At 66.0% G+C, this 25647-nt stretch carries 23 protein-coding genes and 1 pseudogene; 12 read left to right on the top strand and 12 right to left on the bottom strand.

Annotated features, from left to right (window positions below; all coding sequences use genetic code 11):
• Window positions 1-251 precede the first annotated feature (251 nt).
• A complete protein-coding gene (locus tag FXN65_RS12405; protein WP_151133491.1) occupies window positions 252-1265 on the top strand; it encodes an AI-2E family transporter in 1014 nt (337 codons plus the stop codon).
• Window positions 1266-1452: 187 nt separating this feature from the next.
• Here the strand turns inward: FXN65_RS12405 and FXN65_RS12400 are convergent, their stop codons facing one another.
• The 5 genes from FXN65_RS12400 to FXN65_RS27880 all read right to left on the bottom strand — a co-directional run bounded on the left by FXN65_RS12400 (window position 1453) and on the right by FXN65_RS27880 (window position 4962).
• Window positions 1453-2388 carry a quinoprotein relay system zinc metallohydrolase 1 gene (locus tag FXN65_RS12400; protein WP_151133490.1) on the bottom strand — a complete coding sequence of 312 codons (936 nt, stop codon included), beginning with the start codon at window positions 2386-2388 and terminating at the stop codon, window positions 1453-1455.
• A 9-nt stretch (window positions 2389-2397) separates the two neighbouring features.
• Window positions 2398-3147 carry a quinoprotein dehydrogenase-associated SoxYZ-like carrier gene (locus tag FXN65_RS12395; protein WP_151133489.1) on the bottom strand — a complete coding sequence of 250 codons (750 nt, stop codon included), beginning with the start codon at window positions 3145-3147 and terminating at the stop codon, window positions 2398-2400.
• 13 nt (window positions 3148-3160) lie between these two features.
• Window positions 3161-4039 carry a substrate-binding periplasmic protein gene (locus FXN65_RS12390; protein WP_151133488.1) on the bottom strand — a complete coding sequence of 293 codons (879 nt, stop codon included), beginning with the start codon at window positions 4037-4039 and terminating at the stop codon, window positions 3161-3163.
• A 5-nt stretch (window positions 4040-4044) separates the two neighbouring features.
• On the bottom strand, window positions 4045-4482 hold the full coding sequence (gene pedF / locus FXN65_RS12385) for a cytochrome c-550 PedF (RefSeq protein ID WP_151133487.1): 438 nt from the start codon (window positions 4480-4482) through the stop codon (window positions 4045-4047).
• Window positions 4483-4809: 327 nt separating this feature from the next.
• Window positions 4810-4962 (bottom strand): hypothetical protein, encoded by a 153-nt coding sequence (locus FXN65_RS27880; RefSeq protein ID WP_178119316.1) that lies wholly within the window; start codon window positions 4960-4962, stop codon window positions 4810-4812.
• A gap of 302 nt (window positions 4963-5264) precedes the next feature.
• Between FXN65_RS27880 and exaA the strand changes: the two genes are divergently transcribed.
• Both exaA and FXN65_RS12375 read left to right on the top strand, forming a co-directional pair.
• The gene (gene exaA / locus FXN65_RS12380; RefSeq protein ID WP_151133486.1) at window positions 5265-7133 is read left to right on the top strand and encodes a quinoprotein ethanol dehydrogenase; all 1869 of its coding nucleotides are present in this window, start codon (window positions 5265-5267) and stop codon (window positions 7131-7133) included.
• Window positions 7134-7192: 59 nt separating this feature from the next.
• Window positions 7193-7840: a pentapeptide repeat-containing protein gene (locus tag FXN65_RS12375; protein WP_151133485.1), complete on the top strand. Its 648-nt coding sequence runs from the start codon at window positions 7193-7195 to the stop codon at window positions 7838-7840.
• Between the two features lie 208 nt (window positions 7841-8048).
• On the opposite strand, the gene FXN65_RS12370 is transcribed toward FXN65_RS12375, so the two are convergent.
• Genes FXN65_RS12370 through FXN65_RS28415 form a run of 3 tightly spaced genes read right to left on the bottom strand, consistent with a single transcriptional unit; the run spans window position 8049 to window position 10081 of the window.
• Window positions 8049-8681, bottom strand: coding sequence for a response regulator transcription factor (locus tag FXN65_RS12370; RefSeq protein WP_151133484.1), 633 nt, complete (start codon window positions 8679-8681; stop codon window positions 8049-8051).
• Window positions 8678-9940: a HAMP domain-containing sensor histidine kinase gene (locus tag FXN65_RS12365; protein ID WP_151133483.1), complete on the bottom strand. Its 1263-nt coding sequence runs from the start codon at window positions 9938-9940 to the stop codon at window positions 8678-8680. The genes FXN65_RS12370 and FXN65_RS12365 overlap by 4 nt, the downstream gene beginning before the upstream one ends.
• 6 nt (window positions 9941-9946) lie before the next feature.
• Window positions 9947-10081, bottom strand: coding sequence for a hypothetical protein (locus FXN65_RS28415; RefSeq protein WP_280178741.1), 135 nt, complete (start codon window positions 10079-10081; stop codon window positions 9947-9949).
• A gap of 152 nt (window positions 10082-10233) precedes the next feature.
• On the opposite strand from FXN65_RS28415, the gene FXN65_RS12360 reads away from it, so the two are divergent.
• The 7 genes from FXN65_RS12360 (at window position 10234) to FXN65_RS12330 (ending at window position 16374) form a co-directional block, all read left to right on the top strand.
• Window positions 10234-11430 carry an ABC transporter substrate-binding protein gene (locus FXN65_RS12360; RefSeq protein WP_151133482.1) on the top strand — a complete coding sequence of 399 codons (1197 nt, stop codon included), beginning with the start codon at window positions 10234-10236 and terminating at the stop codon, window positions 11428-11430.
• Window positions 11431-11453: 23 nt separating this feature from the next.
• Window positions 11454-12422, top strand: a complete 969-nt coding sequence (locus FXN65_RS12355) for a YVTN family beta-propeller repeat protein (protein ID WP_151133481.1) — start codon at window positions 11454-11456, stop codon at window positions 12420-12422.
• Window positions 12419-13135 (top strand): ABC transporter ATP-binding protein, encoded by a 717-nt coding sequence (locus tag FXN65_RS12350; RefSeq protein WP_151133480.1) that lies wholly within the window; start codon window positions 12419-12421, stop codon window positions 13133-13135. The genes FXN65_RS12355 and FXN65_RS12350 overlap by 4 nt, the downstream gene beginning before the upstream one ends.
• A 134-nt stretch (window positions 13136-13269) precedes the next feature.
• Window positions 13270-14064, top strand: a complete 795-nt coding sequence (locus FXN65_RS12345) for an ABC transporter permease (protein WP_151138772.1) — start codon at window positions 13270-13272, stop codon at window positions 14062-14064.
• A 162-nt stretch (window positions 14065-14226) separates the two neighbouring features.
• Window positions 14227-14772, top strand: a complete 546-nt coding sequence (locus FXN65_RS12340; RefSeq protein ID WP_151133479.1) for a PQQ-dependent catabolism-associated CXXCW motif protein — start codon at window positions 14227-14229, stop codon at window positions 14770-14772.
• A 53-nt stretch (window positions 14773-14825) separates the two neighbouring features.
• A complete protein-coding gene (locus FXN65_RS12335; RefSeq protein ID WP_151133478.1) occupies window positions 14826-15488 on the top strand; it encodes a response regulator transcription factor in 663 nt (220 codons plus the stop codon).
• Between the two features lie 28 nt (window positions 15489-15516).
• A complete protein-coding gene (locus FXN65_RS12330) occupies window positions 15517-16374 on the top strand; it encodes an EamA family transporter (RefSeq protein WP_151133477.1) in 858 nt (285 codons plus the stop codon).
• Window positions 16375-16492: 118 nt separating this feature from the next.
• Here FXN65_RS12330 and nahK read toward each other — a convergent pair whose 3' ends face one another.
• The 4 genes and pseudogenes from nahK to pqqF all read right to left on the bottom strand — a co-directional run bounded on the left by nahK (window position 16493) and on the right by pqqF (window position 24371).
• Window positions 16493-19063 carry a hybrid sensor histidine kinase/response regulator NahK/ErcS' gene (gene nahK / locus FXN65_RS12325; protein ID WP_151133476.1) on the bottom strand — a complete coding sequence of 857 codons (2571 nt, stop codon included), beginning with the start codon at window positions 19061-19063 and terminating at the stop codon, window positions 16493-16495.
• The gene (nosP, locus tag FXN65_RS12320; protein WP_151133475.1) at window positions 19050-20216 is read right to left on the bottom strand and encodes a nitric oxide-sensing protein NosP; all 1167 of its coding nucleotides are present in this window, start codon (window positions 20214-20216) and stop codon (window positions 19050-19052) included. The genes nahK and nosP overlap by 14 nt, the downstream gene beginning before the upstream one ends.
• A gap of 271 nt (window positions 20217-20487) precedes the next feature.
• Window positions 20488-21588, bottom strand: a pseudogene (locus FXN65_RS12315) (porin); the annotation flags it as partial.
• Window positions 21589-21914: 326 nt separating this feature from the next.
• The gene (pqqF, locus tag FXN65_RS12310) at window positions 21915-24371 is read right to left on the bottom strand and encodes a pyrroloquinoline quinone biosynthesis protein PqqF (RefSeq protein ID WP_151133473.1); all 2457 of its coding nucleotides are present in this window, start codon (window positions 24369-24371) and stop codon (window positions 21915-21917) included.
• Between the two features lie 242 nt (window positions 24372-24613).
• Here pqqF and FXN65_RS12305 point away from each other — a divergent pair, with 242 nt between their 5' ends.
• The gene (locus tag FXN65_RS12305) at window positions 24614-24940 is read left to right on the top strand and encodes a hypothetical protein (protein WP_151133472.1); all 327 of its coding nucleotides are present in this window, start codon (window positions 24614-24616) and stop codon (window positions 24938-24940) included.
• Window positions 24941-25338: 398 nt separating this feature from the next.
• A complete protein-coding gene (locus FXN65_RS12300) occupies window positions 25339-25563 on the top strand; it encodes a hypothetical protein (protein ID WP_151133471.1) in 225 nt (74 codons plus the stop codon).
• Window positions 25564-25647 lie beyond the last annotated feature (84 nt).

The raw sequence follows: 25647 nt of genomic DNA, 5'->3' as shown, positions 1-25647 counted from the left end.
CTGGTTGGGTGTGGCGAGCTTCATTAGCGGCTACCTCTGCGGGCTTGTTGTTGTGATCCGGGAAAATTTCCCGGTCTGCCGCAAATTCTTGGTTTGCCAGCTGAGGCCAACAATTGAACGCAGTGCGGATTTTCCTACTCCGTTGGTAGCAATACCGCCATTCCCCCGCATACTTCAGCTGCCGATTGTGCGGCGGCGGCTTCCACTGGCAGACTGCCGCCCCTGCTTCACACTCCAATGCCCCGGGACCTATGCAAGTCTTCAGTGATCGTCAACTGCTCCTGGCCAGCTGGGCCATCGTCCTTCTCGGCCTCCTGCTGGTACTGCCCTTCCGGCTCCTGCCTTCCCTGCTGTCGGGATTGCTTGTCTATGAACTGGTCATCACCCTGGCACCCCGCCTGCAGCCGGTGATCCCCGGCGGCCGCCGCGCGCGCTGGCTGGCCGTGGCGCTGCTGGGCACCCTGGTGGTCAGCCTGTTGTCGCTGTTCTTCGTGTGGATCGCCGGAGTGGTCATGCAGGAAGTGCACAACCCCGGTCAGCTGCTGGAGAAGTTCATCACCCTCACCGAACAGGCCCGGGCACAGCTTCCGGCGTCCGTCGAGAACTACCTGCCCGCCAGCGCCGACGACCTGCGCCGCGAGCTCATGGACTGGCTGCGCGCCCACGTCGGCCAACTGCAACTGCTGGGCAAGGGGGCGGCGCACACCTTCGTGACCATGCTGATCGGCATGATCCTCGGCGCCATCATCGCGCTGCAGCCCATTCCCAACTTCGAGACCCTGCGCCCGCTCAGCCGCGTGCTGCTGGAACGCATGGCCCTGCTGGTCACCGCCTTCCGCAACATCGTCTTCGCGCAGATCAAGATTTCCCTGGTCAACACCACCCTCACCGGCATCTTCCTTGCCGTAGTGCTGCCGTTGATGGACATCCACCTGCCGCTGACCAAGGTCCTGATCCTGCTGACCTTCCTGCTTGGCCTGCTGCCGGTGATCGGCAACCTGATGTCCAACACCCTGATCTTCATCGCCGGCTTCTCGGTGTCCCTCTGGGTGGCGGTCGGCGCTCTGGGCTATCTGATAGCCATCCACAAGCTGGAATACTTCCTCAACGCCCGCATCGTCGGCGGCCAGATCAGCGCCCGGGCCTGGGAACTGTTGCTGGCCATGCTGGCGTTCGAGGCGATCTTCGGTCTGCAGGGGCTGGTGGCGGCGCCGATCTACTACGCCTACCTGAAGAGCGAGCTGAAGCACGCGGAGCTGGTGTAACACCGCACCGATCCCGGTGTTGGCACTGTGGCCTGAAGCGGAGCGCCGCCCGGACCACCCTGCGGGCAGGTGGATCGATCTTGTGGGGGCGATTTCAATCGCCGAGCGGACCACAGGTTCGCCCCTCGATCTGTCCAGGGGCAGCCACGCCGCCCTTAGCGAATGAATTCGCCCCCACGGGTTGCTGTTACTGCTCCGCGCCATCCACCCTTGGCATCCGCGCCAACTCGTACTTCGGGTAGAGGTGGCTGACCGTGCGGATCAGCTCGTAGCGGCTCAGGTTCACTGACGCGAAGCGCTGGGGGATCGGGGCGCGGATGACCTCGTTCATGTCCTCGCCCCTCCCCGCCGCCTCCTTCAGCAAGCCGTCCAGCCAGCCCAGGTAGTCGCGCATCTGCGCGAAGGGCGCGCTGTCCTGGCTGATGGGGCCGTGGCCGGGCACCAGGACCTTCCAGGGTTGCGCTTCAAGGCTGTCGATATCCGCCAGCCAGGCCTCCAGGCCGGGGCTGTTGGGGGTGGTCAGGGCGCGCTGGTAGAACACCAGGTCGCCGGCGAAGAGCACGCCGGTGCGTTCGTCCAGCACTGCGAGGTCGGCGCCGGTGTGGCCGCGCAGGCCCAGCAGACGTAGGCGATGGCCACCGATTTCACGCACGCCCGGCTCCAGGGTCTGGCTCGGCAACAGTACTTCGGTACCGCGCATCCAGTCGCCGACCAGCCGGTACATGTTCTCCGCCATGGCGTCGCCCTGCTCGTCCAGCAGCTTGCGCGTACCAGCCAGGGCGGCGATGGGCAGGTCGCTGAAGGCCTGGTTGCCCAGCACATGGTCCGGGTGATGGTGGGTCAGCAGCACCAGGGCCACAGGCTTGTCGGTGACGGCGGTGATGGCGCGGCGCATGGCTTCGCCGTAGGCCCGGGACGGCCCGGTATCGATCACCACGACGCCCGCATCGGTGACGATGAAACCGGTGTTGACGATGTTGCCGCCATTGGCCTTGGCGAAGTTGTCGGTGCTGCCTTCCAGCAGCCAGGTGCCCTCGGCGATCTGCCTGGGGCTGAGCTGGTAGTCCTGGCCCGCGTGGACGGTGATGGCGACGCAGGCCAGTAACAGGGCGATCAGGCGCATGGTCCCTCCTTAGAAGCTGGCCTCGAACTCGTTGCCGTTGTTGTCCCGAAGCCACAGCCGCGCCTCGCCACCGCCCTGCAGTTCCAGGCTGATGGTGGGGTTCTCGCTCACCGCCGGGAACAGTTCGAGGCTGGCCAGTACCTGGCCGCCGGCATCACGCAGTTCAGCCTGGTTGAGGAAGAACTCGGGGATGCCGCCCACCAGGCCGTTGTCCATGGGGTGATCGATGCGCATGCGCAGGCGGTTGCCCTCGCCCTGGGGGAAGCGGCCACCGTGGACCTGGCCCAGGCGATCTTCCCAGCCGGCCTGGGCGCGTACCACGCTCGGCGCAGTGCAGCCACCGCCGGCCGCATCGACGCGGGTGGAGCCGATATGCCAGAGGCCGTCGCGGGTCAGCACGGCGGCGCGGATGGGTGTAGCCTGCTCGACGCGGATGCGGATGGCCAGCAACGGCGCCACCCGCTCGCCGGGCTGGAAGATGAAGATCTGCGGAATCGGGTTGAGCTCGGCCCAGGCCATGATCTTCACCACCTGCCCGGCATAGGCACGGGCATCCACCTGGATCGGCACCTGGCGCGAATCCTCGGCGAACGGCGGCGCTTCCAGCACCACCCTGGGGTCATGAACGAAGGGCTGGCCGGCGAGAATCCGCTGGTGGAAGTAGTCCCACATGACCGATTCCACCGGGTCCTGGCCGGCGCCCAGCAGCGGCGCGCTGGCCCCGAGCAACCCCAACAGCAGCAACGAACGCCTGTGCATCCCGCACCTCCGGCTATTGAACGTCCTGATAGAGCCCCGGCAACTCGTAGCGCAGGCCGTAGGCGGCGTAGAGCTTTGCCATGCGGCCGTCGCGCACCATGGCGTCGAGGGTTTCTTCCACCGCGTTGGCGAGCTGGCGATTGCTCTCATGCACCGCCATGCCGATGTCCCATTCGGGACGGCCGAGGTTGGGATAGGTGTTGTCGGCATTGAGGATCTGCGGGTCGCGGGCCTGGTATTCCAGCCAGTCCAGCTCCCCGCGCAAGGCCATCACCGCGTCCACCTCGCCCTTGCGCATGCCGTCGAAGGCCGCTGCCGGCCCCGGGTAGTGATGGGCATTGCGCGCCAGGCGCCCGGCGAACACCGAGGTGAGGTAGAAGGACGGCACGCTCTCCAGCTCCACGCCAATGGGATGGAACTGGAACACGCCGATGCTCGGCACCTCCGGCAGGCGCCGGCTGTCGTAGGCCACCTGCCAGCGCTCGCGCTGGTAGGGAGCGAACATCACCACCTGTTCGTTGGCCAGCTCGCCCACGTCGTTGCGCTTCTGCGAGTAGTCGCGGTCGTAAGGCACCCGCAGCATCACATCGGCGAGCACGCCGGGGCGCATGTAGTGCCCCTTCCAGATGAAGTTGCGCAAGTCATCGTCAAGCCGCTCGCCCGGCGTGACCCAGAGCAGTTCCAGCTTCAGCCCGAGCCCCTCGGCCAGGGCATTGGCAAGGTCGATATCCACTCCGCGCGCCTTGCCGTCTTCCTTGAAGCTGTAGGGCGCGAAGTTCTCGTAGACGGCCACCCGCAGCACGCCCGAATCGACGATGTCGTCAAAGGGGCGCACCTGTGCCTGCGCCAGGGGCAGGCACAGCAGCCAGCACAGCAGAACCAGCAGGCGCATGGCGATCACTCGTCCACGTGCACGCTTTCCAGGTAGGTGCGGATGGCCCAGAGGGCTTCCTGGCTGAGGAAGTCGGCCATCTTCGGCATGTACACCGCGCCGTCGCGCACCGCACCGTTGATGACCCGCTCCTTGAACCACTCATCGCCGCTGGCGTCGGTTTCCAGGTAGCGCAGGTCGGGCGCGATACCGCCGGACTTGGCCTCCAGGCCGTGGCAGCGCGCACAATTCTGGTTGTAGGCGGATGAACCGATTTCAACGGCCAGGTCGTGATTTTCGTACGGCGCGCGATAGGGGTTTTCATCGCGCCATTCCTTGCCCAACTGCTCCAGGCCTTCGGTGTTCACTGCCTGGGGCACCACGTCACCGTGAGCCAGGACGATTCCGCTGAGGGTCAGGCCGGCCAGGAATGCGAGGCCGCGCAGTGCGCTGTTCTTGTTCATCACATACATCCTCATTAGCTGTGCAAGGCGGCGCCCCGGAGAGGCGCTGTGAGGAAATGGTAAGAAGCCCCCACCGAAGGCCGAATGCTGCTTTGGTGGTCGCGGCCTACTCCCTTGGTAGTAATGCGAGTGGAGCCGAACGAAAGACGCGAAGTTGTCGCCAACGGGTGTAGGAGCGAGCTCTGCTCGCGAAGCTTTCCGGGAGATCACCCATTCGCCAGCAAACGGACTCCTACAACGTTTCCCCGGTGCAGAAAGCAGGAACGCCGCTTACCCGGTGAGGGACAAGCGGCGTTCTTGCGTGAGCGGTGAACAGCTTCAGGCGGTTCAGCGGGCCTTGACATACACCGGGAGGGAAAGGTTCAGGTTCGGCGAATGGAGGCTGTCGTGGACCAGGTCGCTGGACGCCCTGGCGAGCTCGAATTCGAGCACACAGTAGAGCACCAGTAGCGGCAGCAGGAGATGCTTGACGATGACCATGGCGCAATCCCCTTGAAGGTTCCTGTGCCCGTCATGCTAGGGCCAGGCGCCCCGGCTGGCTTTACTACCTTGGTAGCGGCCGGGCGGTACCTTGGTCGCCTGTGCCTGCATACCCCTCGGTAGTAGCTCCCCGGGAGGTAGCGGCAGGCGCTTTCGCAGCAGTGCCAAGTCATGGGGGCACTGGGAAGTTTTCCCGGCTTGCGCGGGAGCTTTTCCGTATCGAGCCGAATGCGCGAATCCCAACATTCCAGACGCCGGGCCAGCAGATGGCCCCGTATCCAACGACTATGGGAATCGCAACCATGACAACAAGATCGCTACCCTCTCCTGCCAGCCCGCTTTCCACCGCCATCCGCTGCCTGCTGCTGGTGGGCGGCCTGGCCGCTGCCGGCGGTGCCTTCGCCAAGAACGTCACCTGGGACGACATCGCCAACGACCACCAGACCACCGGCGACGTGCTGCAGTACGGCCTGGGCACCAACGCCCAGCGCTGGAGTCCGCTGGCCCAGGTCAACGCCGACAACGTGTTCAAGCTGGCCCCGGCCTGGTCCTTCTCCTTCGGCGACGAGAAACAGCGCGGCCAGGAGTCCCAGGCCATCGTCAGCGACGGGGTGATCTACGTCACGGCCTCCTATTCCCGCGTCTTCGCCCTCGACGCCAAGACCGGCCAGCGTCTGTGGACCTACAACCACCGCCTGCCCGACGACATCCGCCCCTGCTGCGACGTAGTCAACCGGGGTGCTGCAATCTACGGCGACAAGATCTACTTCGGCACCCTGGACGCCCGCGTGGTCGCCCTGGACAAGAAGACCGGCAAGGTGGTCTGGAACAAGAAGTTCGGCGACCACGGCGCCGGCTACACCATGACCGGCGCCCCGACCATCGTGAAGGACCAGAAGACCGGCAAGGTGCTGCTGATCCACGGCAGCTCCGGTGACGAGTTCGGCGTGGTCGGCCAGCTCTACGCCCGCGATCCCGACACCGGTGAAGAAGTCTGGATGCGCCCCTTCGTGGAAGGCCACATGGGCCGTCTGAACGGCAAGGAGAGCACGCCCACCGGCGACATCAAGGCGCCCTCCTGGCCGGACGACAAGAACCACCCCAGCGGCAAGAAGGAAGCCTGGAGCCACGGCGGCGGCGCCCCCTGGCAGAGCGCGAGCTTCGACCCGGCGACCAACACCATCATCGTCGGCGCCGGCAACCCCGCGCCCTGGAACGGCTGGGCGCGCACCGCGGACGGCGGCGAGCCGAAGGACTACGACAGCCTCTACACCTCCGGCCAGGTCGGCGTGGACCCGAGCACCGGCGAAGTGAAGTGGTTCTACCAGCACACCCCCAACGATGCCTGGGACTTCTCCGGCAACAACGAACTGGTGCTGTTCGACTACAAGAACAAGGACGGCAAGACCGTGCCGGCCACCGCCCACGCTGACCGCAACGGCTTCTTCTATGTGGTGGATCGCAGCAACGGCAAGCTGCAGAACGCCTTCCCCTTCGTCGACAACATCACCTGGGCCAGCCACATCGACCTGAAAACCGGCCGCCCAGTGGAGAACCCCGGCCAGCGTCCGCCGCTGCCGGAGCCCGGCCAGAAGCACGGCAAGGCGGTGGAAGTCTCGCCGCCCTTCCTCGGCGGCAAGAACTGGAACCCCATGGCCTACAGCCAGGACACCGGCCTGTTCTATGTGCCGGCCAACCACTGGAAGGAGGACTACTGGACCGAGGAAGTGGCCTACAAGAAGGGCTCCGCGTACCTCGGCCAGGGCTTCCGCATCAAGCGCATGTATGACGACCACGTCGGCATCCTGCGCGCCATGAACCCCACCACCGGCAAGGTGGTCTGGGAGCACAAGGAGCGCCTGCCGCTGTGGGCCGGCGTGCTGGCCACCAAGGGCAACCTGGTGTTCACCGGTACCGGCGATGGTTTCTTCAAGGCCTTCGACGCCAAGACCGGCAAGGAACTGTGGAAGTTCCAGACCGGCAGCGGCATCGTCTCCCCGCCGATCACCTGGGAACAGGACGGCGAGCAGTACATCGGCGTGACCGTTGGCTATGGCGGAGCAGTACCGCTGTGGGGCGGCGACATGGCCGACCTGACCAAACCGGTGGCCCAGGGCGGTTCCTTCTGGGTGTTCAAGCTGCCGAGCTGGGACAAGACCGCGCAACGCTGATCGACCGACCGGGGCCATGTGCCCCGGTTTTCCCTTTCCTGTTCCCACGGAAACCTGCCATGAAGAACCTGCACCTGCTCCTTCCGCTCGCACTGCTGCTCGCCAACGGTACAGCGCTGGCCGACGACGGCGACCTGGTGATCAACGGCTGCCGCATCGCCCCGGAAAGCCGCTGCCCCGGCGCCGACCTGCGTGGCGCCAGCCTGGCCAGCCAGGACATGCGCAAGATGGACCTCTCCGGCGCCAACCTCGAAGGCGCCGACCTGCGCCATGCAAAACTCGACCTCGCCAACCTGGAAAAGGCCCGCCTGGCCGGCGCCAACCTTACCCGCGCCAGCCTGCAGCAGGCCAATCTGCGCCTGGCCGACCTCTCCGGCAGCCGCCTGGTGGCCGTGCAGGGCTGGGGCCTGTTCGCCCAGGGTGCTCAGTTCAAGGGGGCCGACCTCACCGCGGCCTACCTGGAGTTCTCGCGCCTGTCCGGGGCGAAGATGCACGAGGTCAACCTCCAGGCCGCCGACCTGGAAATGGCCTGGCTGAGCAAGGTCGACCTCAAAGGCGCCGACCTGCGCGACGCCAACCTGCAGGAAGCCAAGATCGGCGACGCCAACCTCGAGAACGCCGACCTCAGCAATGCCCGCAAGCACTATGCAACCTTCCAGGCCACCAACATGGAAGGCTGCAAGGACTGCCCGAGCGGGTGGGATTGAGTGGATTCGAATGATTCCAACTGTAGGGACTTGCAGCAGCCCTTCGGGCTGCTTGGCGATTGAAATCGCCCCCACAGGTAAAGCGTCACCTGCCTTCCCTGTGGGGGTGAATTCATTCGCTGTGTCTACAACCACCTTGTAGGAGCCAGCTTGCTGGCGAAGCGGGGCCATTCGCTGGCAAGCCTAGGGGCAATGCACCGACTCGCCCCTACACCGCCGCCACCCGCAGCACTCCGGTATCGATGGCCAGGTGAACCAGTTCCGCCTGCGATTCCACCTGCAACTTGCTCTTCAGCAGGGTCAGGTAGTTGGACACCGTCTTGCCGCTGATGCACAGGCGTTCGGCGATTTCCCGAGCCGGCAGGCCCCGGGCGAGCATCACGAATATCTCGAATTCGCGCTGGGTAATGCCCCGCAGGCGTGGGTCTTCGCTCTGCCGGCAGGCCAGTTGGGTGGCCAGGGGCTGCTCGATGTAGAGGTGCCCGGCAAGGATGCGCCGCACCGCTTCCAGCAGCACTTCCGGCGACGAGCTCTTGGTGATGTAGCCCGCGGCGCCCGCATCCAGGGCCTGGCGCACCAGGGGCAATTCGTCGTGCATGCTGAAGAACAGCACGCGCAGTTGCGGCAAGCGCTGGCGCAGCCGGCGGGTGACTTCCAGGCCGCTGATGCCGGGCAGGCCGACGTCCACGATCACCAGGCTGGGAACTTCATCCTGCACTTTCTGCAGCGCTTCCTCGCCACTGCCCGCCTCACTTACCTGGACGTCTGGCAACAAGGCGCAGAGCAGCGCCGCGTAGCCCTGACGCACCACGGCGTGGTCATCCACCAACAGGATCTTCATGCTCGGGACTCCTCCAGAGGGATGCTCAGGCACAGCGCCAGGCCGGCGCCGGGACGCGTCAGCAGCCTGAGTTCACCGCCCAGGCAGCGGGCGCGTTCGCGCATGGAGCGCAAGCCGATGCCTGCGCCCCCGAGGCTTTCGGCACCTCGTCCGTTGTCCCGCACCATCAGGCGCAGGCGCCGCCGTCCGGCGCGCAGGCGAACGCGTACTTCACTGGCGCCGGCATGCCGCGCGACATTGGTCAGGGCTTCCTGCAGCAGGCGATAGAGATGGGCCTTGGCCTCGCCCGAAAGCGGCGGCAGGTCTTCGGCCAGCTGCATGCGGCAACCGATGCCATTGGCCTGCTGCCATTGCTGGCCGAGCAGGTGGATGGCTTCCGCCAGTTCCAGGCGCTCCAGCACCACCGGGTAGAGATCGCGCACCAGCGCACGGAAGCCATCCTGCAAGTGCTGGCAGTTGCCTTCCAGGGCCTCCACGGTGCGGTTCACCACTGGCTGCTGCCCGGCAACGCTGCGCAGCAGGAAAAGCTGGGCGCGGATGCCCGCCAGGTACTGGCCGAGGTCGTCGTGCAGGGCCTGGGCCAGCTGGCGGCGCTCGCGTTCCTGCAGCGCCAGCAGCGCCTGGGTGAGTTCGGCGTTCTCGGCCTTGACCCGTTCAAGGGAGCCGGCCATCTGATTGAAGTGGCCCGCCAGTTGCCGTGACTCGGGGGACGAATGCACCGGCAGGCGCGCCTGCAACTCGCCCCGGGAAACCTGCTGCAGGGCGCCCAGCAGCTCCTCCAGCACCCGCAGCCCACGCCGCACCGCCCAGCGGATGGCCCACAGGCTCAAGCAGAGCGCGATGGCGAACAGCGCCAGGAGTTGCTGCAGGGAATCGCGGATTTCGTCGACTTCGTCGCGCGGGTCCACGCTGATGCGCACGCGGCTGCCGTTGGCCAGGCGCAGTTCTTCTCCGCTGGCCTCGGCGCCCGGATACAGCCAGTGCGCCAGCCAGCTTTGCAGGGGGCCGCGCTCCGGTTCGTCGGCCGTCTGATCGAGGCGGTGCACGCGCACATGGCGCAGGTTGGCGGTGAGGCGCGGCTGCAGCGCGGCCGGGTCGCGCAGGGCCGCCGCCCGCAGGTATTCGACCACCGCCTCGGCGGCCACCAGTTCACGGCGCACGTCCTGTCCGGCCTGGCGCAGCATCAGCGCCAGGCAGACGCTCCCCACCAGGACGAAGAACAGGGTCACCAGCAGGTTGATGCGCCACAGCGCGGACATGGCGGCTCACTCCGCCAGCCAGATGACCGGCAATACCGTGGCGCCACTCTGGTGGTGGAGGCGGACCGGGTCGACGCGGTCGAAGCCGAGCAGGCTGAGGATCAGCAGCAACGGCAGCAGCAAGTGTTTGAGGATGCGCATGGACGGCTTCCTTCTGGTTTTTGTGTGGTCATCCTATGGCCTGATCGCTGGCCGCCTTCTACTACCTTGGTACTGACTGACCGGTACTTTCTTCATATTTCCCGCGCCCGGCCCCATTCCTATGCTGGCTCCACGTTCAGAGGAGCCACGAAATGCGCCCTTACCTGCTCCACGGCCTAACCTACTTGCTGGCACTGGCCAGCGCCGCCCTGGTCACGACCCATGTCCACGCTGAAGGCGACGGCCTGGAGGTGCGCATCGGCTACCTGGCCTGGGAGCCCCCGCGCGGCCCGCTGCTGTCCAACGTGATTCCCGAACCGGAAGACGCCGGCCTGCGCGGCGCCGAACTGGCGATCATCGACAGCAACAGCACTGGCCGCTTCCTCAGGCAGAGCTACGCCCTGAGCGCCGTGCGCACCGCCACCCCCGAGGCCTTGCTGACCCAGGCGCGGGAACTGCATGAACAGGGCCTGCGCCTGTTCGTGGTCAATGCCCCGGCCAGGGAGCTGCTGCAACTGGCCGATGCCCTGCCGGACAGCCTGCTGTTCAACGCCGGCAGCGCCAGTGACGAACTGCGCGGTGGCGAATGCCGCGCCAATCTGCTGCACAGCCTGCCCAGCCGCGCCATGCTGGCCGACGCCCTGGCGCAGTTCCTCGCCACTCGCCGCTGGCAGCGCTGGCTGCTGGTCACTGGGCAGACCGCGGACGATCTTTCCTACGCCGCCGCCCTGCGTCGCGCCGCCGGGCGCTTCGGCGCGAAGATCGTCGAAGAGAAACCCTGGACCTTCGACAACGACCAGCGCCGCAGCGCCCAGGCGGACATGCCGTTGTTCACCCAGGCCCGCGAGTACGACGTGGTGCTGGTGGCGGACGAGCGCGGCGATTTCGGCGAATACCTGCCCTACAACACCTGGTACCCGCGCCCCGTGGCGGGCACCCAGGGCCTGATGCCCACCGGCTGGCACAAGACCGTGGAAACCTACGGCGCCGCCCAGTTGCAGAAGCGTTTCGAGGCCCTGGCCGGGCGCTGGATGAACGACCGCGACTTCGCCGCCTGGATCGCCGTGCGCAGCATCGCCAGCGCCGTGACCCGCCTGAAGAACGCCGACGCCCAGGCCATCCGCGCCCTCGCGCTGTCCGCCGACCTGCCGCTGGATGGCTTCAAGGGCCGCAAGCTGAGCTACCGAGACTGGGACGGCCAGCTGCGCCAGCCCATCCCCCTGGTGCAGCCGCGATCCCTGGTCAGCACGTCGCCCCAGGACGGTTTCCTGCACCCGGTGAGCGAACTGGACAGCCTGGGCTTCGACCGCCCCGAAAGCAGCTGCCAGCGCTTCACCGCGGCCAACTGACAACAACGAGAAGGAAGAACGCCATGCCCACTCCCCTTGCTGCCACCCTGGGCTCCGCCCTGCTGCTGTTCGCCGGCCAGGCGCTGGCCGCCACGGCCTACGTCTCCAATGAGAAGGACAACAGCATCAGCGTCATCGACCTGGACAGCCTGGAAGTCACCGCCAGCCTCGAGGTTGGCGCGCGCCCCCGTGGCCTGGCACTGTCCAGCGACAACAAGCTGCTCTACATCTGCGCCAGCGACTCCGACACCGTGCAGGTGATGGACCTGGCCACGCGCAAGTTCATCAAGGAGCTGCCCTCCGGCGCCGACCCGGAGCAGTTCGCCCTGCACCCCAATGACCGCTGGCTGTACATCTCCAACGAAGACGATGCGCTGGTGACGGTGGTGGACACCCAGAGCGACCAGGTGCTGGCGCAGATCCAGGTGGGCGTGGAGCCCGAGGGCATGGCGGTGAGCCCGGATGGCAAGTGGGCGGTGAACACCAGCGAAACCACCAACATGCTGCACTGGATCGACACCTCCACGCAGGAGTTGGTGGACAACACCCTGGTGGACCAGCGCCCCCGCCATGTGGAGTTCAGCCCGGATGGCAAGCTGCTCTGGGCCTCGGCGGAAATCGGCGGCACGGTGACGGTGGTCGACGTGGACAGCCGCAAGGTATTGAAGGTGCTGAAGTTCCAGATCAAGGGCGTGCACCCGGACAAGGTGCAGCCGGTGGGGGTGAAGCTGACCCGCGACGGCAAGTACGCTTTCGTCGCCCTGGGCCCGGCCAACCATGTGGCGGTGCTGGACGCCAGGACCTATGAAGTCCTCGACTACCTGCTGGTGGGCCGGCGCGTCTGGCACCTGGCGTTCACCCCGGACGAGAAGCGCCTGCTGGCCACCAATGGCATCAGCGGCGACGTGTCGGTGATCGATGTCGACAACCTCAAGGTAACCAAGTCGATCAAGGTCGGCCGCTATCCCTGGGGTGTGGTGGTGACGCCGTGAACGCCCTCGACCTGGTGGATGTGGGCTTCTCCTATGGCCCGCGTCGCGCGCTCTCGGAAGTCGGTTTCCACCTCGCGGAAGGCAGCTTCACGGCGCTGCTGGGGCCCAACGGGGCGGGCAAGTCCACCCTGATCGCCCTGCTCACCCGGCTCTACGATTTGCGCCAGGGCGAGATTCGCGTCTGCGGCTATTCCCTGCGCCAGGAACCGCGCAAGGCCCTGGCGAACCTGGGAGTGGTGTTCCAGCAGAGCACGCTGGACCTGGACCTTTCCGTCGAACAGAACCTGCGTTACCACGCCGCCCTCCACGGCCTGCCGGGCCGCCTGGCGAGCGAGCGCATCGAGCGTGAACTGGAGCGGCACCAGCTGGGACCGCGCCGGCACGACAAGGTGCGCCTGCTCAATGGCGGCCACCGGCGTCGGGTAGAGATCGCCCGCGCGCTGCTCCATGAGCCGCGCCTGCTGTTGCTGGACGAAGCCAGCGCCGGCCTCGATCCGGCCAGTCGCGAAGGCCTGAACCGGCACGTGCGGCAACTCTGCCGCGAGCAAGGCGTCGCCGTGCTCTGGACCACCCACCTGCTGGACGAGGTGCGGCCCGAGGACAACCTGCTGGTGCTCAACCAGGGACGCATCATCGCCAACGATCGCGCCGCCAGCCTGGGCGCACAGCAGGAAGGCGGCCTGGCCGCGGCCTTCGAGCGGCTGACGGCATGAACCAGCCCGGCCTGTGGGGGCGAATTCATTCGCAAAAGGACGGCGCAGCCGTCCCCAAAACCGTCCAATGGCGACCCCGCAACCCGCTTCGCGATTGAAATCGCTCCCACGAGAAGAGTTTCGGAGGCATGACGATGTTCGCTCCCTACTGGCATTGCCTGCGCGGCATCCTGCTGCGCGAATGGCTGCGGTTCGTGCTGCAGCGCACGCGCTTTCTCAGCGCCCTGGTGCGCCCGCTGCTCTGGTTGCTGGTGTTCGCCGCCGGTTTCCGCGCGGCCCTGGGCATCGCCATCATCGAGCCCTACGACACCTACATCACCTACGAGACCTACATAGTCCCGGGCCTGGCCTGCATGATCCTGCTGTTCAACGGCATGCAGGGTTCGCTGTCCATGGTCTACGACCGCGAGATGGGCAGCATGCGCCTGCTGCTCACCAGCCCCCTGCCCCGCCCCTTTCTGCTGGGCGCGCGGCTGCTGGCCACCTCGCTGGTGTCGCTGCTGCAGGTCTACGCCTTCCTCGCCATTGCCTGGCTCTATGGCGTGCAGCCACCGGCCTTCGGCCTGCTGGCGGCATTGCCTGCACTGCTGGTCGCTGCCCTGCTGCTCAGCGCCCTGGGCCTGTTGCTGTCCAACGGCATCCGCCAGCTGGAGAACTTCGCCGGAGTGATGAACTTCGTGATTTTCCCGCTGTTCTTCCTCTCCTCGGCGCTCTACCCCTTGTGGAAGATGCGCGAGGCCAGCGAGTGGCTGTACTGGCTCTGTGCCCTGAACCCGTTCAGCCATGCAGTGGAGATGGTGCGCTTCGCCCTCTACGAGCGCTTCAACGGCCTGGCGACCGCCGTGTGCCTGGCGCTGACCCTGTTGTTCGCCATCGCTGCGATGCTCAGCTTCAACCCCCAGCACGCTGCCTTGCGCAAGGCCGGCTGAAGGAAGGATCGGCGTCATCCGGCTTCTGCGGTGGCCGCTGCCGGACGCGGGGCCGGTGCGGCCATCTACTACTTTGGTACTGGTTTTCCCCTCTCAACGTCGAATACCCAAAGCAGCGGCACTGGCCTGTAATGGCTGCATAAAAAGAACAGAGTGTCCGCCATGAAGCGCCTACTCACTTGCCTCGCCTGCATTGCCCTCGCGCTGCCCGCCTTCGCCGGCGAGACGGCCGATACTCCGCTGTTTTCCGCCGACGGCTACCGCCTGACGCGCTACCGCAGCCCCACCCCCGCCAGCGCCGACGCCGCCCAGACCCTGGATACCGCCCAGCTCCGGGCCCAGTTGCAGGCCGAGCCCGACACCCTGCTGGTGGACGTCTATCGCCGCCAGTGGCTGCAGGGGCGCTTCATCGAAGACGAGCCCCATGCCAACCTGCCCGGCAGTATCTGGCTGGCCAACACCGGCGACGGCGAGCTCAGCCCCCAATGGCAGGACTACTTCAGCCGCAACCTGCAGCAGGCCAGCGGCGGCCGACGCGACCGCGCTATGGTGTTCTACTGCCGCTCCGACTGCTGGCTCAGCTGGAACGCGGTGAAGCGCGCTGCCGCGCTGGGCTACACCAACCTCTACTGGTACCGTGACGGCATCGACGCCTGGGAACAGGCCGGCCTGCCTCTGCAGCCCGCCCGTCCCGTGCCCTTCCCCTGACCCGGCGCTTCCGGGCATGCCACACCATAATGAGAAAAACGAGGTGAAAGGCCGTGTACAAGATCCTGATTGCCGATGACCACCCGCTGTTCCGCGAAGCCATCCATAACGTCATCAGCGATGGCTTCCCGGAAAGCGAAGTGATGGAGACCGCCGACCTGGACAGTGCCCTGGCGCTGACCCAGGAGCACGACGACCTCGACCTGATCCTGCTGGACCTGAACATGCCCGGCATGCATGGCCTGAACGGGCTGATCAACCTGCGCAACGAGGCGCCCACGGTGCCGGTGGTGATCGTCTCCGCCGAGCAGGACAAGCAGGTGGTGCTGCAAGCCATCACCTACGGCGCGGTAGGCTTCATCACCAAATCCTCGCCACGGGCGCAGATGACCGACGCCATCGAGCAGATCCTCAACGGCAACGTCTACCTGCCGTCGGACATCATCCGCACCCAGAAGGCCTCGCCACGCCGCCACCACGAGGAAGCCGGCATTCCGCCCGAACTGCTGCAGGCCCTGACCCGCAAGCAGCTGCTGGTGCTGGAGCGGATGACCAAGGGGGAATCCAACAAGCAGATCGCCTACAACCTGGACATCGCCGAAACCACGGTGAAGGCCCATGTCTCGGCCATCCTGCGCAAACTCAACGTGCACAACCGGGTGCAGGCCATTCTCTCGGCCAGCGATATCGACTTCACCGCTTACCTGCGTCGCTGACCATCCGGGTACTTCTCCAAGGACGACCATGCCTGCCGCCCGCACGCTGCTGTTCACGGCCCTGGCCATGCTGGCCTTCGCCGGCAATTCCCTGCTCTGCCGTCTCGCCCTCAAGCACACCGACATAGACGCGGTGAGCTTCACCGCCATCCGCATCGCCTCCGGCGCCCTGATGCTCTGGCTACTGTTGCGCCTGCGCCGCCAGCCCCTGGCCGCCACCGGCAACTGGCGCGCTGCCGCAGCGCTGTTCGTCTACGCCGCGGCCTTCTCGTATGCCTACCTGCAACTGGACGCCGGCGCCGGGGCATTGCTCCTGTTCGGCGCCGTGCAATTGTGCATGGTGGTCTTCGGCCTTGTGCGCGGTGAACGCCTGAACCTGCAACAGGCCCTCGGCTTCGCCCTGGCCACCGGTGGGCTGGTGGTCCTGCTGCTGCCCGGCGCCAGCGCACCGCCGCTGGTGGGCGGCCTGCTGATGCTGCTCGCGGGCCTTGCCTGGGGCGCCTACACCCTGCTCGGGCGCCAGGCCGGCCTGCCGCTGGCGGCCACCGCCGGCAACTTCATCCGCGCATTGCCCTTCGCCGCGCTGCTCATGCTGCCCTTCATCGACCAGCTGCGCCTCGATCTGCCGGGTTTCGTCTACGCCGTGCTTTCCGGCGCCCTGACCTCCGGCATCGGCTACGCCGTCTGGTACAGCGCCCTCCCCGGCCTCGGCGCCCTCCAGGCCGCCAGCGTGCAACTGAGCGTCCCGGTCCTGGCGGCACTCGGCGGCGCCCTGCTGCTGGGCGAACACATCAGCCTGCGCCTGGCGCTGGTGTCGGTGGTCGTCCTCGGCGGCATCGCCCTGGTGCTGCGGGCGAAGTTCCAGGCGGTGCCGCAACGGGCTTGAGGCCGGACCCTGGCGCGCGGCGCTGCCTGGCAGGGGGGCGCCAGGTGCATCGATTCAGGTGACCAGATGAATCCGTACTACCCGGACACACCGCCGGTGTGCGCCGCGCACACCGGATTCACCGCTCCAACAAATGACTCATCGCCGTCTTCAGCTTCATCGGCCGGACCGGTTTGTGCATCAGGGTGTGGCCGAGTTCGCGCATCTGCTGCTTGAGCTCGTTGCTGTAGTTGGCGGTGATCATCAGGGCCGGCAGCGGTGTGCTGCGGCGGGCGTTGATGGTGGCGACGGCGTCGACGCCATTGCAGCCGTTGTCCAGGTGGTAGTCGGCGATCAGCAGGTCGGCGTCGGCGTGGAAGTTTTCCACCTGGCGCGCCAGGTCTTCTTCCGAGAGCGCGGTGGTGACCTGGCAGCCCCAGCCTTCCAGCAGGGTACGCATGCCTGCGCAGATGGCCGCGTCATTGTCCAGCACCCAGATCCGCGCACCGTTGAGCCGTTCCAGCACGGCCTCGGGCTCGCTGCGTTCCGGTTTCTGCCGGGGGACGCGCCTTGCAAGCGGCACCTCCACGGCGAACAGCGAGCCCTTGCCCAGTTCCGAGGAGACGTGGATGCGATGGCCGAGCATGCGCGCGATTTTCTCGACGATGGCGAGGCCCAGGCCAAGTCCGCGGTCCTGCTTCTCGCGCACCACCTCCCCGCGTTTGAATTCCTGGAAAATCTCGCCGAGCTTGTCCCGCGGGATGCCAACGCCGGTATCCCATACCTCGATCCACAGGCTCTGGCGACGACGACGGCAGCCCAGCAGGATGCGGCCTTGCGGGGTATAGCGGATGGCGTTGCTGAGCAGGTTGCGGAGGATCCGCGCCAGCAGTTGCAGGTCGCTGCGCACCAGGGCCGAACTGGGCACGAAGTCCAGCTGCAGGCCCTCGCTGGCAGCGATCTGGCGGTATTCCACGGCCAGGTTGTCGAGCAGCTCGCCAACGGCGAAGGACGCGATATCCGGCTTGATCACCCCGGCATCCAGCTTGGAGATGTCCACCAGGGTTCCCAGCAGGTTCTCCACGTCTTCCAGCGAGTTGCTGACGTTGCGCACCAGGGCCAGGTTGCAGGCCTGGCTGCGTTGCTCCAGTAGCGCACTGGTGAACAGCCGTGCGGCGTTGAGCGGTTGCAGCAGGTCATGGCTGACCGCCGCGAGGAACTTGGTCTTGGACAGGTTGGCCTTCTCCGCCTCGAACTTGGCTTCGCGCAGGCGCAGTTCCATCTGCGCGCGCTCGTCGATTTCGCGGCGCAGCTGGCTATTCAGTGCGGTGAGTTCGGTGGTGCGCTCGCGTACCCGTTGTTCGAGGTTCTGGTAGGCCTGGTGCAGGGCCTCGGCGGTGCGGCGGCGTTCGGTGATGTCGCGGATCAGCACGAAGATGCCCACCACCTCGCCATTGGCCAGGCGATTGGGCACATAGGAACGCAACATGCAGCGCTCCTGGCCGTTGTGGTTGGTTTCCGTGACTTCGAAGGACAGGCTTTCACCGTTCAGCGCCCGCTCCACGTAGGGCTCCAGGCGCAGCCAGTGTTCTTCGCTGTGCACCTCGCGCAGGCTCTGGCCGAGCATCGAGCCGCGCGGCCAGCGGTACCACTCCTCGTAGACCTTGTTGGTGAATTCGTAGACCAGGTCAGCGCTCAGGTAGGCGATCAACGCCGGCACATGGTCGGTGATCAGGCGAATCCAGCGCTCGCTTTCGGCCAGTGCCTCGGCATGGCGATAGCGCTCGGTGATGTCGGTGAAGGTGTTGACGAAGCCGCCGGTGGGCAAGGGATGGGTACGCACTTCCAGCACGCGGCCGTTGTACAGGCGCTGCTCCATCTCGCGGATGGGGCGGCCATTGGCGTCGCGGGTGTCGGGGGTGAGCAGCGGCAGTTCGCTGTCGGACATTACGCCGGCGAAGGTGCGATGCGCCTCCACCGGGGCCAGCCCGCAGAGTTCGAGGAAGCGGTGGTTCCACAGTTCCAGGATGCCCTCGGCGCTGACCATGGCCACGCCCTGGGACAGGTTGTCGACGGCGCGCTGCAGCAGGCGTGACTTCTGCGCGATCGCCTGTTCGCGGCGGGCGGTTTCGCTCTGCTTCACTTCGGTGATGTCGGTATAGAGAATCACCAGCCCGCCTTCGCGGGTGGGCCGTTCGCTGACCTGCACCCAGCGACCGTCATGCAGCCGGTAGAGGACGTTGTCGTCGCTGCCGCGATGCTCTTCGACGATCAGCCCGGTGCTGTCCGCCAGGCGCCGGATTTCCGAGAGCCGGGTGCCGGCACCGATGCGCGCGCGGGTGCGGGCCCAGAAGGACTTGAAGCGGCTGTTGAAAAGGACGATCCGCTGGTCGCGGTCGAACAGCACGAAGGCGTCGGAGATGCTTTCGATGGCGTCGATCAGATGCTGGTGGGCGGTTTCCGCCCGCAGCCTGGCATCGCTCAGCAGGCGATTGCTGGCCTTGAGTTCGGCCATGGCCTGGTTCAGCGCATCGGTGCGTTCGCGTACCTGCTCGGCCAGCACCACCGAATGCTGGAAGGCGGCGTAGCTGTCGTCGCGGCGGGAGGCGCTGGACTCCACCCGCTCGATCAGGGCCGCGTTGATGCTGCGCAGCTTGCGGTTCTCTTCCTCCAGCGCCGCCAGCCGAGCCTGCTGTTCAGTGGCCTCCATTGCGCCCCCGGCGGCCGATGGCGACTCCGGTGAAGGTCTGGTTGATGTGCATGCCATTGAACTGCTCTCCATAGGAGTTGAAGCCGATGACCCGCTGCCGACGCAGGATTTCAGAGGTGCGAGCCACGGCATCTACATCGTTTTCTATTTCCAGGCGACGCAGGAAGCAGTCGCAGCCAATGGTCAGCAAGGGCGCGCCGAGCCGCTCACCAAGACGCTCGAACAGCGCCTCGAGGTTGGGCAGCAGTGGTCCGGTTCGCATGGCGGTCAGGACGATGCCGTTCTCCACCGCGCAGTAGAAGGTCAGGCTGAGGTCCGGGTTGACCCGCTGGATGGAGCGCACGTAGTACGAATCCCCCAGCCGCACCGCCAGCGGGTGCGCGGCGAACATGCGCAGGTCGAGAGCGCCGAGCGGAACGCCGATCATCCGCGCATAGACTTCCGCCGCCGGTTCGGCATTCAGTTCGAAGACGCGGCGGCTGGCGTTGTCGGCGCGGGTGACCACCAGCTTTTCCGTTCCCGGCAGGATGTGGTGGGTGCTGAACACCTCGAAATCCAGCGCCGTGTTCACCAGCACCACCACCGCCGCGCCAGCGTGGAAGCGCCCTTCGTAGTAGACGTGGGTGTGCTTGAGGTGATGGTCGTCGGCCGCCGAACCGCCGAAATGCGGGATGCTGCCGAAGGCCGCGCCGAGTGCCGCCAGCACCACCTCCTCGCGGCTGGACAGGCCATCCAGCAGGGTCAGGGCGAAGCTGTGGCCCTTGATCGGCGCCAGGGAGTTGGCCCGGCAGTCCTGCACCAGGCGCTCCACCAGTTGCTGGGCGTCGATCAGGCCGAAGCGGTCCATCTCGTCCACCAGGGCGCTGGCGATGGAAAAGCTGCGATGGTCGAAACCCACCGCGCTGACGCAGTTGCGGCCGTAGCCCAGGGGCGTGATTTCGCCAGCGCTGGTGCAACCCACCAGCCGCACGCCGCCGAAGTACTGCTCCAGGGCCTGGCCGAGAGCTTCGAGGTCGTATTCCGCCGAGCAGAAGAACAATACGAAACCCAGGTACGGGTGAATGAGCTGGCGCGCCAGGTCCTGGGCCACGGCCTCCGCCTCGCTGGCCAGGGACATGGCGGTGACGACGCCCTCTGCCGGTTCTTCGAGCATCCTCGGCCTCACTCAATAAGCCTGTTCGCGATGTGGAAATTCTACGGAGGGGGTCCGGGGCGCCCCATCCTTCTTGGGTAGCGGCGGACTAGTTCGAAGGTAGGGGCTAACCGGTACATACCCCGTAGGGGCGAATTCATTCGCCAAGGGCTACGCAGCGGCCCGTGGGTTCATTTCGCGAATGAATTCGCTCCCACAAAGAACGGGCAAGCAAAAAAAGCGGGAGGACATCAGCCTCTCCCGCCAAAACCGGAGCAATCTGGATCAGGGCTTACCAGGTCAGCACGGCACCCAGGGCGACGGTGTCGGTGTCTTCGTTCTGGGCATCACCCTCGTGGCCGTCGATCTCGAACTGGTTGTACTCGGCCACCAGCTTGAGGTTGTCGTTGATGTCGTGGAACAGCGCGATGCCGCGAGTTTCGTAGTCGGCACCGGTGTTCACCACGCCGTTGCCGTCGTCCTTGGTCTTTCCGTAGGACAGGGCCAGGCGGTTCTTGCCGAAGCGGTAGGAGCCCTGCAGCAGGTAGCCGTCGCTGTCCACCTCGCGCAGGGTCGGCTCGCCGGCGTTGTTGGTGAAGAAGGGGTTGATGCCCTTGGCCTGGAAGCCGGAACCCACCAGGGTGAAGGCGCCCATCTTGGCCTGCACGCCGTAGCCCAGGCCCTTGGAGGTAACGGAATCGACGTTGGGATCGGTGTTTTCCGAGGTCTGGTAGGCGCCGTTGACCCAGGAGTAGATCTGCGCGCCACCCAGGTCGAATTCGTAGGTGACCTCGCTCTCGAAGCGCGGGTTTTCCTGGTAGGCCTTGCCGGTGGCGCTGTCGTCGTTGGTGTCCACCGGGTCCATGATGCCCACGGCGGCGCGCAGGCCGTCGGTTTTCGGGCTGCGGTAGGTGATCTGCGAGGTCGGGAAGGGATAGGGGTAGCCACTGCCGATGTTGCCGAAGGATACGCCGCCACCATCCACCAGGCCGAGGGTATCGCTGACCTGGCCGTAACCGGCAAGCAGTTCATCGAGCAGGATGTTGGAGCGGGCAAACAGGCCGAAGTCCTTGCCCACCAGCACTTCGCCCCAGTCGCTGCCAGCGGTGCCGTAGAACTGGCGGACGTCGATGGCGGTGGCGGTGCCATTGGTTTCGCTGTCGTTGATGGTGACCCAGAAGGAGGAACGGGCGCCGAGCTTGAGGTCGTCCACCTGCTTGCCCATGTTGAAACCGATCCAGTTCGGCAGGAAGCCCATCTTTACCCGCGACTGACGGCGGTCGAACTGCTCGCCGTCGCGATCCACGTCGCTGTTGACGTAGAAGGCGTTGACGTAGCCGTCGGTGGAGAAAGTGGTCTGGTCCTTGTCGTACAGGACGATCTCCGCGGCGGCCTGCTGGGTGGCGAGGGCTACCGCTGCCGCGAGGGCAAGGCGGGACAAACGGGCTTGGGCGATCTTCTTGTTGTGCATGACGCTCTCCGCTGTGGGTTGACGACCGGGCAGGTCAGTCGAGTCGGAGGCGATTATCGAAACGCCATCGGGTCCGCCATAGGCTGCATTCGCGGGGGTTTCGCCCTGCTTTGGCCGGGTTCTGCAAGTCGCGCCGGAAAGGCTTAATACCGGGCTCGTCCAAGGTCGTAGCCCGACGGACGGTCGAACAGCACGAAAGGACGCAGCCCTTTCGGGCTCGTCCTTCAGCACAGGAATGGAGAGGGAAATCAGTACGGGTGGTGCCAACCCGACGCAGAGGTTTCGGCATTGGCCAGGGCAAGGCAGCTCATCCCGGCGATCAGGCGGTCGAGTTGCTCTTGCAGGTGGCTGGGTTGCAGCTCGGTCAAGGCCTGGTGCACCCGCGAGCGATGGTCGGCGGGCAGGCCGGCGAGATGATCGAGCCAGCATTGGCGGGCGTAGCTGGCGAATTCCGTGTCGTCCCGGACCAGCCGCTGCGCGAGGGTCAGGCGCAGAACATCCAGTTGTGCCTGGTCCAGCGCCGCCAGACGCTCTCGTTGATGCTGGAGGAAGTCCTGGAGGTGCGCGAACAGCCCGGCCACGGATTCACGCGGCGACTGCACGGCGAACAGCAGGCCACGGTGCCGCCCGAATTGCCTGAAACCACAGGCCAGGGCGTAGCCCAGTCGCAGTTCGCCCCTCAGCCGTTGGTGGAAGGCCGGCTCCAGAAGACTGGCCAGCAGCCGCGCGGAGACCTCCATCGCGGCGCGGACTGGATCGAGTGGATAGAAGAGCAGCAGCGCCGCTTCGCCTTCCATCTCCAGCCGATGCCAATTACGTCCGCTCTGCCCGGCCAACACGCCGGGCAGGGCAGGCAGCCCTGGCAGTTCGGTATCCATCACCACGTCGCCCACGGCCAGGCCCTGCCAGCGTACCTGACGCCAGAAGTGCGCCAGGGCATCCGCATCGAGCACGGCCGGCCCGTCCGTGGCCGCTGTCAACAAGCCCGGCAGGTGCTGCAGCATCTGACGCAAGGGCAGCTCACCGGAGTTGCGGCGCAGGGCACTTCGCTGCAGGCGCGGCCCCTGGGCAAGACTCCAGAGCGGTGGTGCCTGGAGCAGCGGCAGCATATCGCCGCTCACAGGGCGCAGCAGACGGGCATCGCCCAGCAGCTCAAGCGTGATCCCGCCCTGCTCCGCCTTGAGCCCGCCGGTCACACCGGCCCCGGCGGCGGCCCCCAGGATGGGACGCAGCGCGCGCTGCAGTGCAGGGAGGAGCCCATGGGGCAATCCGCCTACTGCGGCATGCCAGCGCAGGAACAGCGCGCCCTGGCCACGGGCATCGGGCAAGCCAGGCCTGGCGGGCAGCCTTGTGTGGATCGCCGTCAGAGGCACCGGCGGGACCAGGTAGGGGTTGGGCGGCGGCAGTCGCCAGTTGGCGGCGGACGTTCTGCCGGGAGCCACTCCAAGCCGCTCCAGATTCAGGGAGAAGCCGGCCGAAACATGGTTGTTCGCGCGGTCGGAATCTTCGGTCTGGAGATGGATCAGGCGTTCGGCGCGCAATTGCTCCAGCAGCGAGCGGACTTCCGGGAGCGTTGGCAGCCGGGGCGCCAGCGCGGCATCCAGCGGCGCCAGTTCGGCGTGCCGGCGGCGCAGGCACTCCAGCCGCTCCTCCCAGAGCCCCGGCCAGGGTGCGGTGGTGCGCAGAAAGTCCAGCCAGCCCAGGACCTCGGCCTCCAGTTGTGCGCAGTCGGCGTCTTCCACCCGTTCGAGGTCCATCACCAGCAGGCCTTGCCCGCCATCGGCACAAGCCAGGCGCAGGTGCACAGCGTCGCCGAGTTCAAGTGCGCTGAGATGCTCTTGCAGGCCGCCGGTCGAGTCGTCCTGGATCAGGCATTCGAGAAAAGCCGTGGCCGCCTCCAGGGCATCGCCTCGTTGTTGCAGGGCGAACGCCAGCAGGAGCCGTCCGCCTCCGCCCGGTACACCAAGCCGGAGCCGATTCGCACGAAGCGGCAGCATGGGCGGCACCACCGGTTCCGGCAGGCGCCTGCCCGCCTGCAACGGTTCGCCGTAGCGGCGGGTGAGTTCCAGCTGTTGGTCCAGGGGATGCGGCGCTACCAGGGTCAGGCACATGCGGCCCGGCTGGTAATGCTCCCGATGGAAGCCATGCAGCGCAGGCATGAATGCGGGGGATTCCAGTTTCAGGCTGGCGGCGTTGCCCGCATGAAAATCCGCCAGCGGGTGACCGGCCGCGAGCGCCCATGCCAGCGCGGCGTCGCAAAGGGTCCGGCAGTCCCGCGCGCGGGCACTGAACTCGGCCTGCAGCACTTCCCGCTCACGCCAGAGCGCAGCCGTTTCCAGCAAAGGATTGGCCAGCATGTCCAGAAGCCGCGCCAGGGCCTGATCGAGGTGCGTCGCCGGCACCTCGCAGAAGAAGCGCGTGCTGCGGGGCCGGGTACTCGCATTGACCCGGCCGCCCACACCCTGGACGAATGGAATCAGGCCCCGCTCCGGGGGGAAATCGCGGCTGCCCAGGAACACCAGGTGTTCGAGAAAGTGGGCCAGCCCCGGATAGTCGCCAGGTTCGTCGTGGCTACCCCCCTGCACGTCCACCAGCAGCGCGCAAAGCGTCGTACCGGGTCGATGCAGCAGGCGCACTTCCAGGCCATTGGCCAGGCGCGTAACCAATGGCGGCTGCTGATCGGACGACTCGACAAGGCTGGACATGGCACATCGGAAACGGGAAGGACCTGGTCCTAGGTTCCTGCCCACCTTCCGAGGTAGCAATGCTTCTTTGGAACTGGTTCAGTGGTTCATGCGTCCTATCCGGCCGAGTAATAGAAGATTTCCTACAGCGCGTTCAGAGATTTGCCAGCCCCTTGCATGGGCGTGACTCCATCGTTGCCACTGGCATCTCAAAACGATAATGGCGCAATGCCATATGGACTGGTGGCCCAATCGGAGCATTCATGGAACAGACTCCCCAACAACAAGTACCGCCAAGCGAGATCGCCTTGCTGGCCAATATCCTGGCCCTGACTACCCGCAACATGACCGCCATCACCACTCTGTTGGCGAAGGTCACCGCGAACATGGCCAGTTCCACCGACAGCAACCTCCAGGCGGCGTCGGTCGGCCTGCTGGACCAGGTCACGGGCCTGGGCCACGACCTGGAACTGCAGTGGGACCTGATCCAGTCGCTGGACCGTTACTGCCCCCTGCTCGCCCGCACACCGCCGGCGCGAACCTCGCTGGTCACCGAAATCAACATCAGCCAACTACCGCTCAGTCACTGAAGGCTTGATTTTTGCTAGGCGATCCTTTAGGGTCGCCATCGTTAGTACCAAGTTGTAAGTCAATCGGCCTTTCGATCCCTCGCCTCTCTTCCCAAGCGGGCCAACCCAAAGGGACCAGGCCAACCCCGCCGACTCACCGACCGCACTCCCGCCCCAGGCGATGCAGTAAAGCTGTCATGAGCGAGCGCTAGATTGACCAGGACTGCCGATCGGGCCAGACCCTTACCCGACGCAGCACCTGGCACCCCAAGTACCAGCTGCCAGAGCTTGAACCCGATCGGGGAACTTCATGCCGGCACCCTTGCTCCGATAAGGATCATCCGACCAGAGTCTGTTGCTCGGCGGATTCGGAGCCATTGTCTGGCGGCCCATGGCCGCAAAACGAAGGAAGCAACACGATGACCATCCATCATCAAGCCCAAGCTGCAATCAGCACCCTGACCCGCGCATTTGCGCCGTTCACCTGCCATATAACCGCCGCTCGCAACGGCAATTTCAGCTTCACCATCGTCAACGAGTTCGGTGTCGCCCGTCACAGCGAGCGTTTGTACCCGGAGCACTATGGCGACGCCGACCACCTGCAGAATGTGATCGACCGGACGCACAAGGCGCTGAGTGCCTGAGGATGCAGCCCACGACAGAAGCCCCGCAAATGCGGGGCTTTTTCGTGGCCATAACCACAATCTGCAGGAGCGAATTCATTCGCG

Source organism: Pseudomonas lalkuanensis (assembly GCF_008807375.1).
In the GTDB taxonomy this organism is placed as follows: domain Bacteria; phylum Pseudomonadota; class Gammaproteobacteria; order Pseudomonadales; family Pseudomonadaceae; genus Metapseudomonas; species Metapseudomonas lalkuanensis.
The sequence above is the reverse complement of the archived record's forward strand: the minus strand, read 5'-3'. Positions and strand labels throughout refer to the sequence as shown.

Coding starts and splice junctions, on each gene's coding strand:
- FXN65_RS12405 (WP_151133491.1), top strand. CDS start 252: ATGCAAGTCTTCAGTGATCGTCAACTGCTCCTGGCCAGCTGGGCCATC.
- FXN65_RS12400 (WP_151133490.1), bottom strand. CDS start 2,388: ATGCGCCTGATCGCCCTGTTACTGGCCTGCGTCGCCATCACCGTCCAC.
- FXN65_RS12395 (WP_151133489.1), bottom strand. CDS start 3,147: ATGCACAGGCGTTCGTTGCTGCTGTTGGGGTTGCTCGGGGCCAGCGCG.
- FXN65_RS12390 (WP_151133488.1), bottom strand. CDS start 4,039: ATGCGCCTGCTGGTTCTGCTGTGCTGGCTGCTGTGCCTGCCCCTGGCG.
- pedF (WP_151133487.1), bottom strand. CDS start 4,482: ATGAACAAGAACAGCGCACTGCGCGGCCTCGCATTCCTGGCCGGCCTG.
- FXN65_RS27880 (WP_178119316.1), bottom strand. CDS start 4,962: ATGGTCATCGTCAAGCATCTCCTGCTGCCGCTACTGGTGCTCTACTGT.
- exaA (WP_151133486.1), top strand. CDS start 5,265: ATGACAACAAGATCGCTACCCTCTCCTGCCAGCCCGCTTTCCACCGCC.
- FXN65_RS12375 (WP_151133485.1), top strand. CDS start 7,193: ATGAAGAACCTGCACCTGCTCCTTCCGCTCGCACTGCTGCTCGCCAAC.
- FXN65_RS12370 (WP_151133484.1), bottom strand. CDS start 8,681: ATGAAGATCCTGTTGGTGGATGACCACGCCGTGGTGCGTCAGGGCTAC.
- FXN65_RS12365 (WP_151133483.1), bottom strand. CDS start 9,940: ATGTCCGCGCTGTGGCGCATCAACCTGCTGGTGACCCTGTTCTTCGTC.
- FXN65_RS28415 (WP_280178741.1), bottom strand. CDS start 10,081: ATGCGCATCCTCAAACACTTGCTGCTGCCGTTGCTGCTGATCCTCAGC.
- FXN65_RS12360 (WP_151133482.1), top strand. CDS start 10,234: ATGCGCCCTTACCTGCTCCACGGCCTAACCTACTTGCTGGCACTGGCC.
- FXN65_RS12355 (WP_151133481.1), top strand. CDS start 11,454: ATGCCCACTCCCCTTGCTGCCACCCTGGGCTCCGCCCTGCTGCTGTTC.
- FXN65_RS12345 (WP_151138772.1), top strand. CDS start 13,270: ATGTTCGCTCCCTACTGGCATTGCCTGCGCGGCATCCTGCTGCGCGAA.
- FXN65_RS12340 (WP_151133479.1), top strand. CDS start 14,227: ATGAAGCGCCTACTCACTTGCCTCGCCTGCATTGCCCTCGCGCTGCCC.
- FXN65_RS12330 (WP_151133477.1), top strand. CDS start 15,517: ATGCCTGCCGCCCGCACGCTGCTGTTCACGGCCCTGGCCATGCTGGCC.
- nahK (WP_151133476.1), bottom strand. CDS start 19,063: ATGGAGGCCACTGAACAGCAGGCTCGGCTGGCGGCGCTGGAGGAAGAG.
- nosP (WP_151133475.1), bottom strand. CDS start 20,216: ATGCTCGAAGAACCGGCAGAGGGCGTCGTCACCGCCATGTCCCTGGCC.
- pqqF (WP_151133473.1), bottom strand. CDS start 24,371: ATGTCCAGCCTTGTCGAGTCGTCCGATCAGCAGCCGCCATTGGTTACG.
- FXN65_RS12305 (WP_151133472.1), top strand. CDS start 24,614: ATGGAACAGACTCCCCAACAACAAGTACCGCCAAGCGAGATCGCCTTG.
- FXN65_RS12300 (WP_151133471.1), top strand. CDS start 25,339: ATGACCATCCATCATCAAGCCCAAGCTGCAATCAGCACCCTGACCCGC.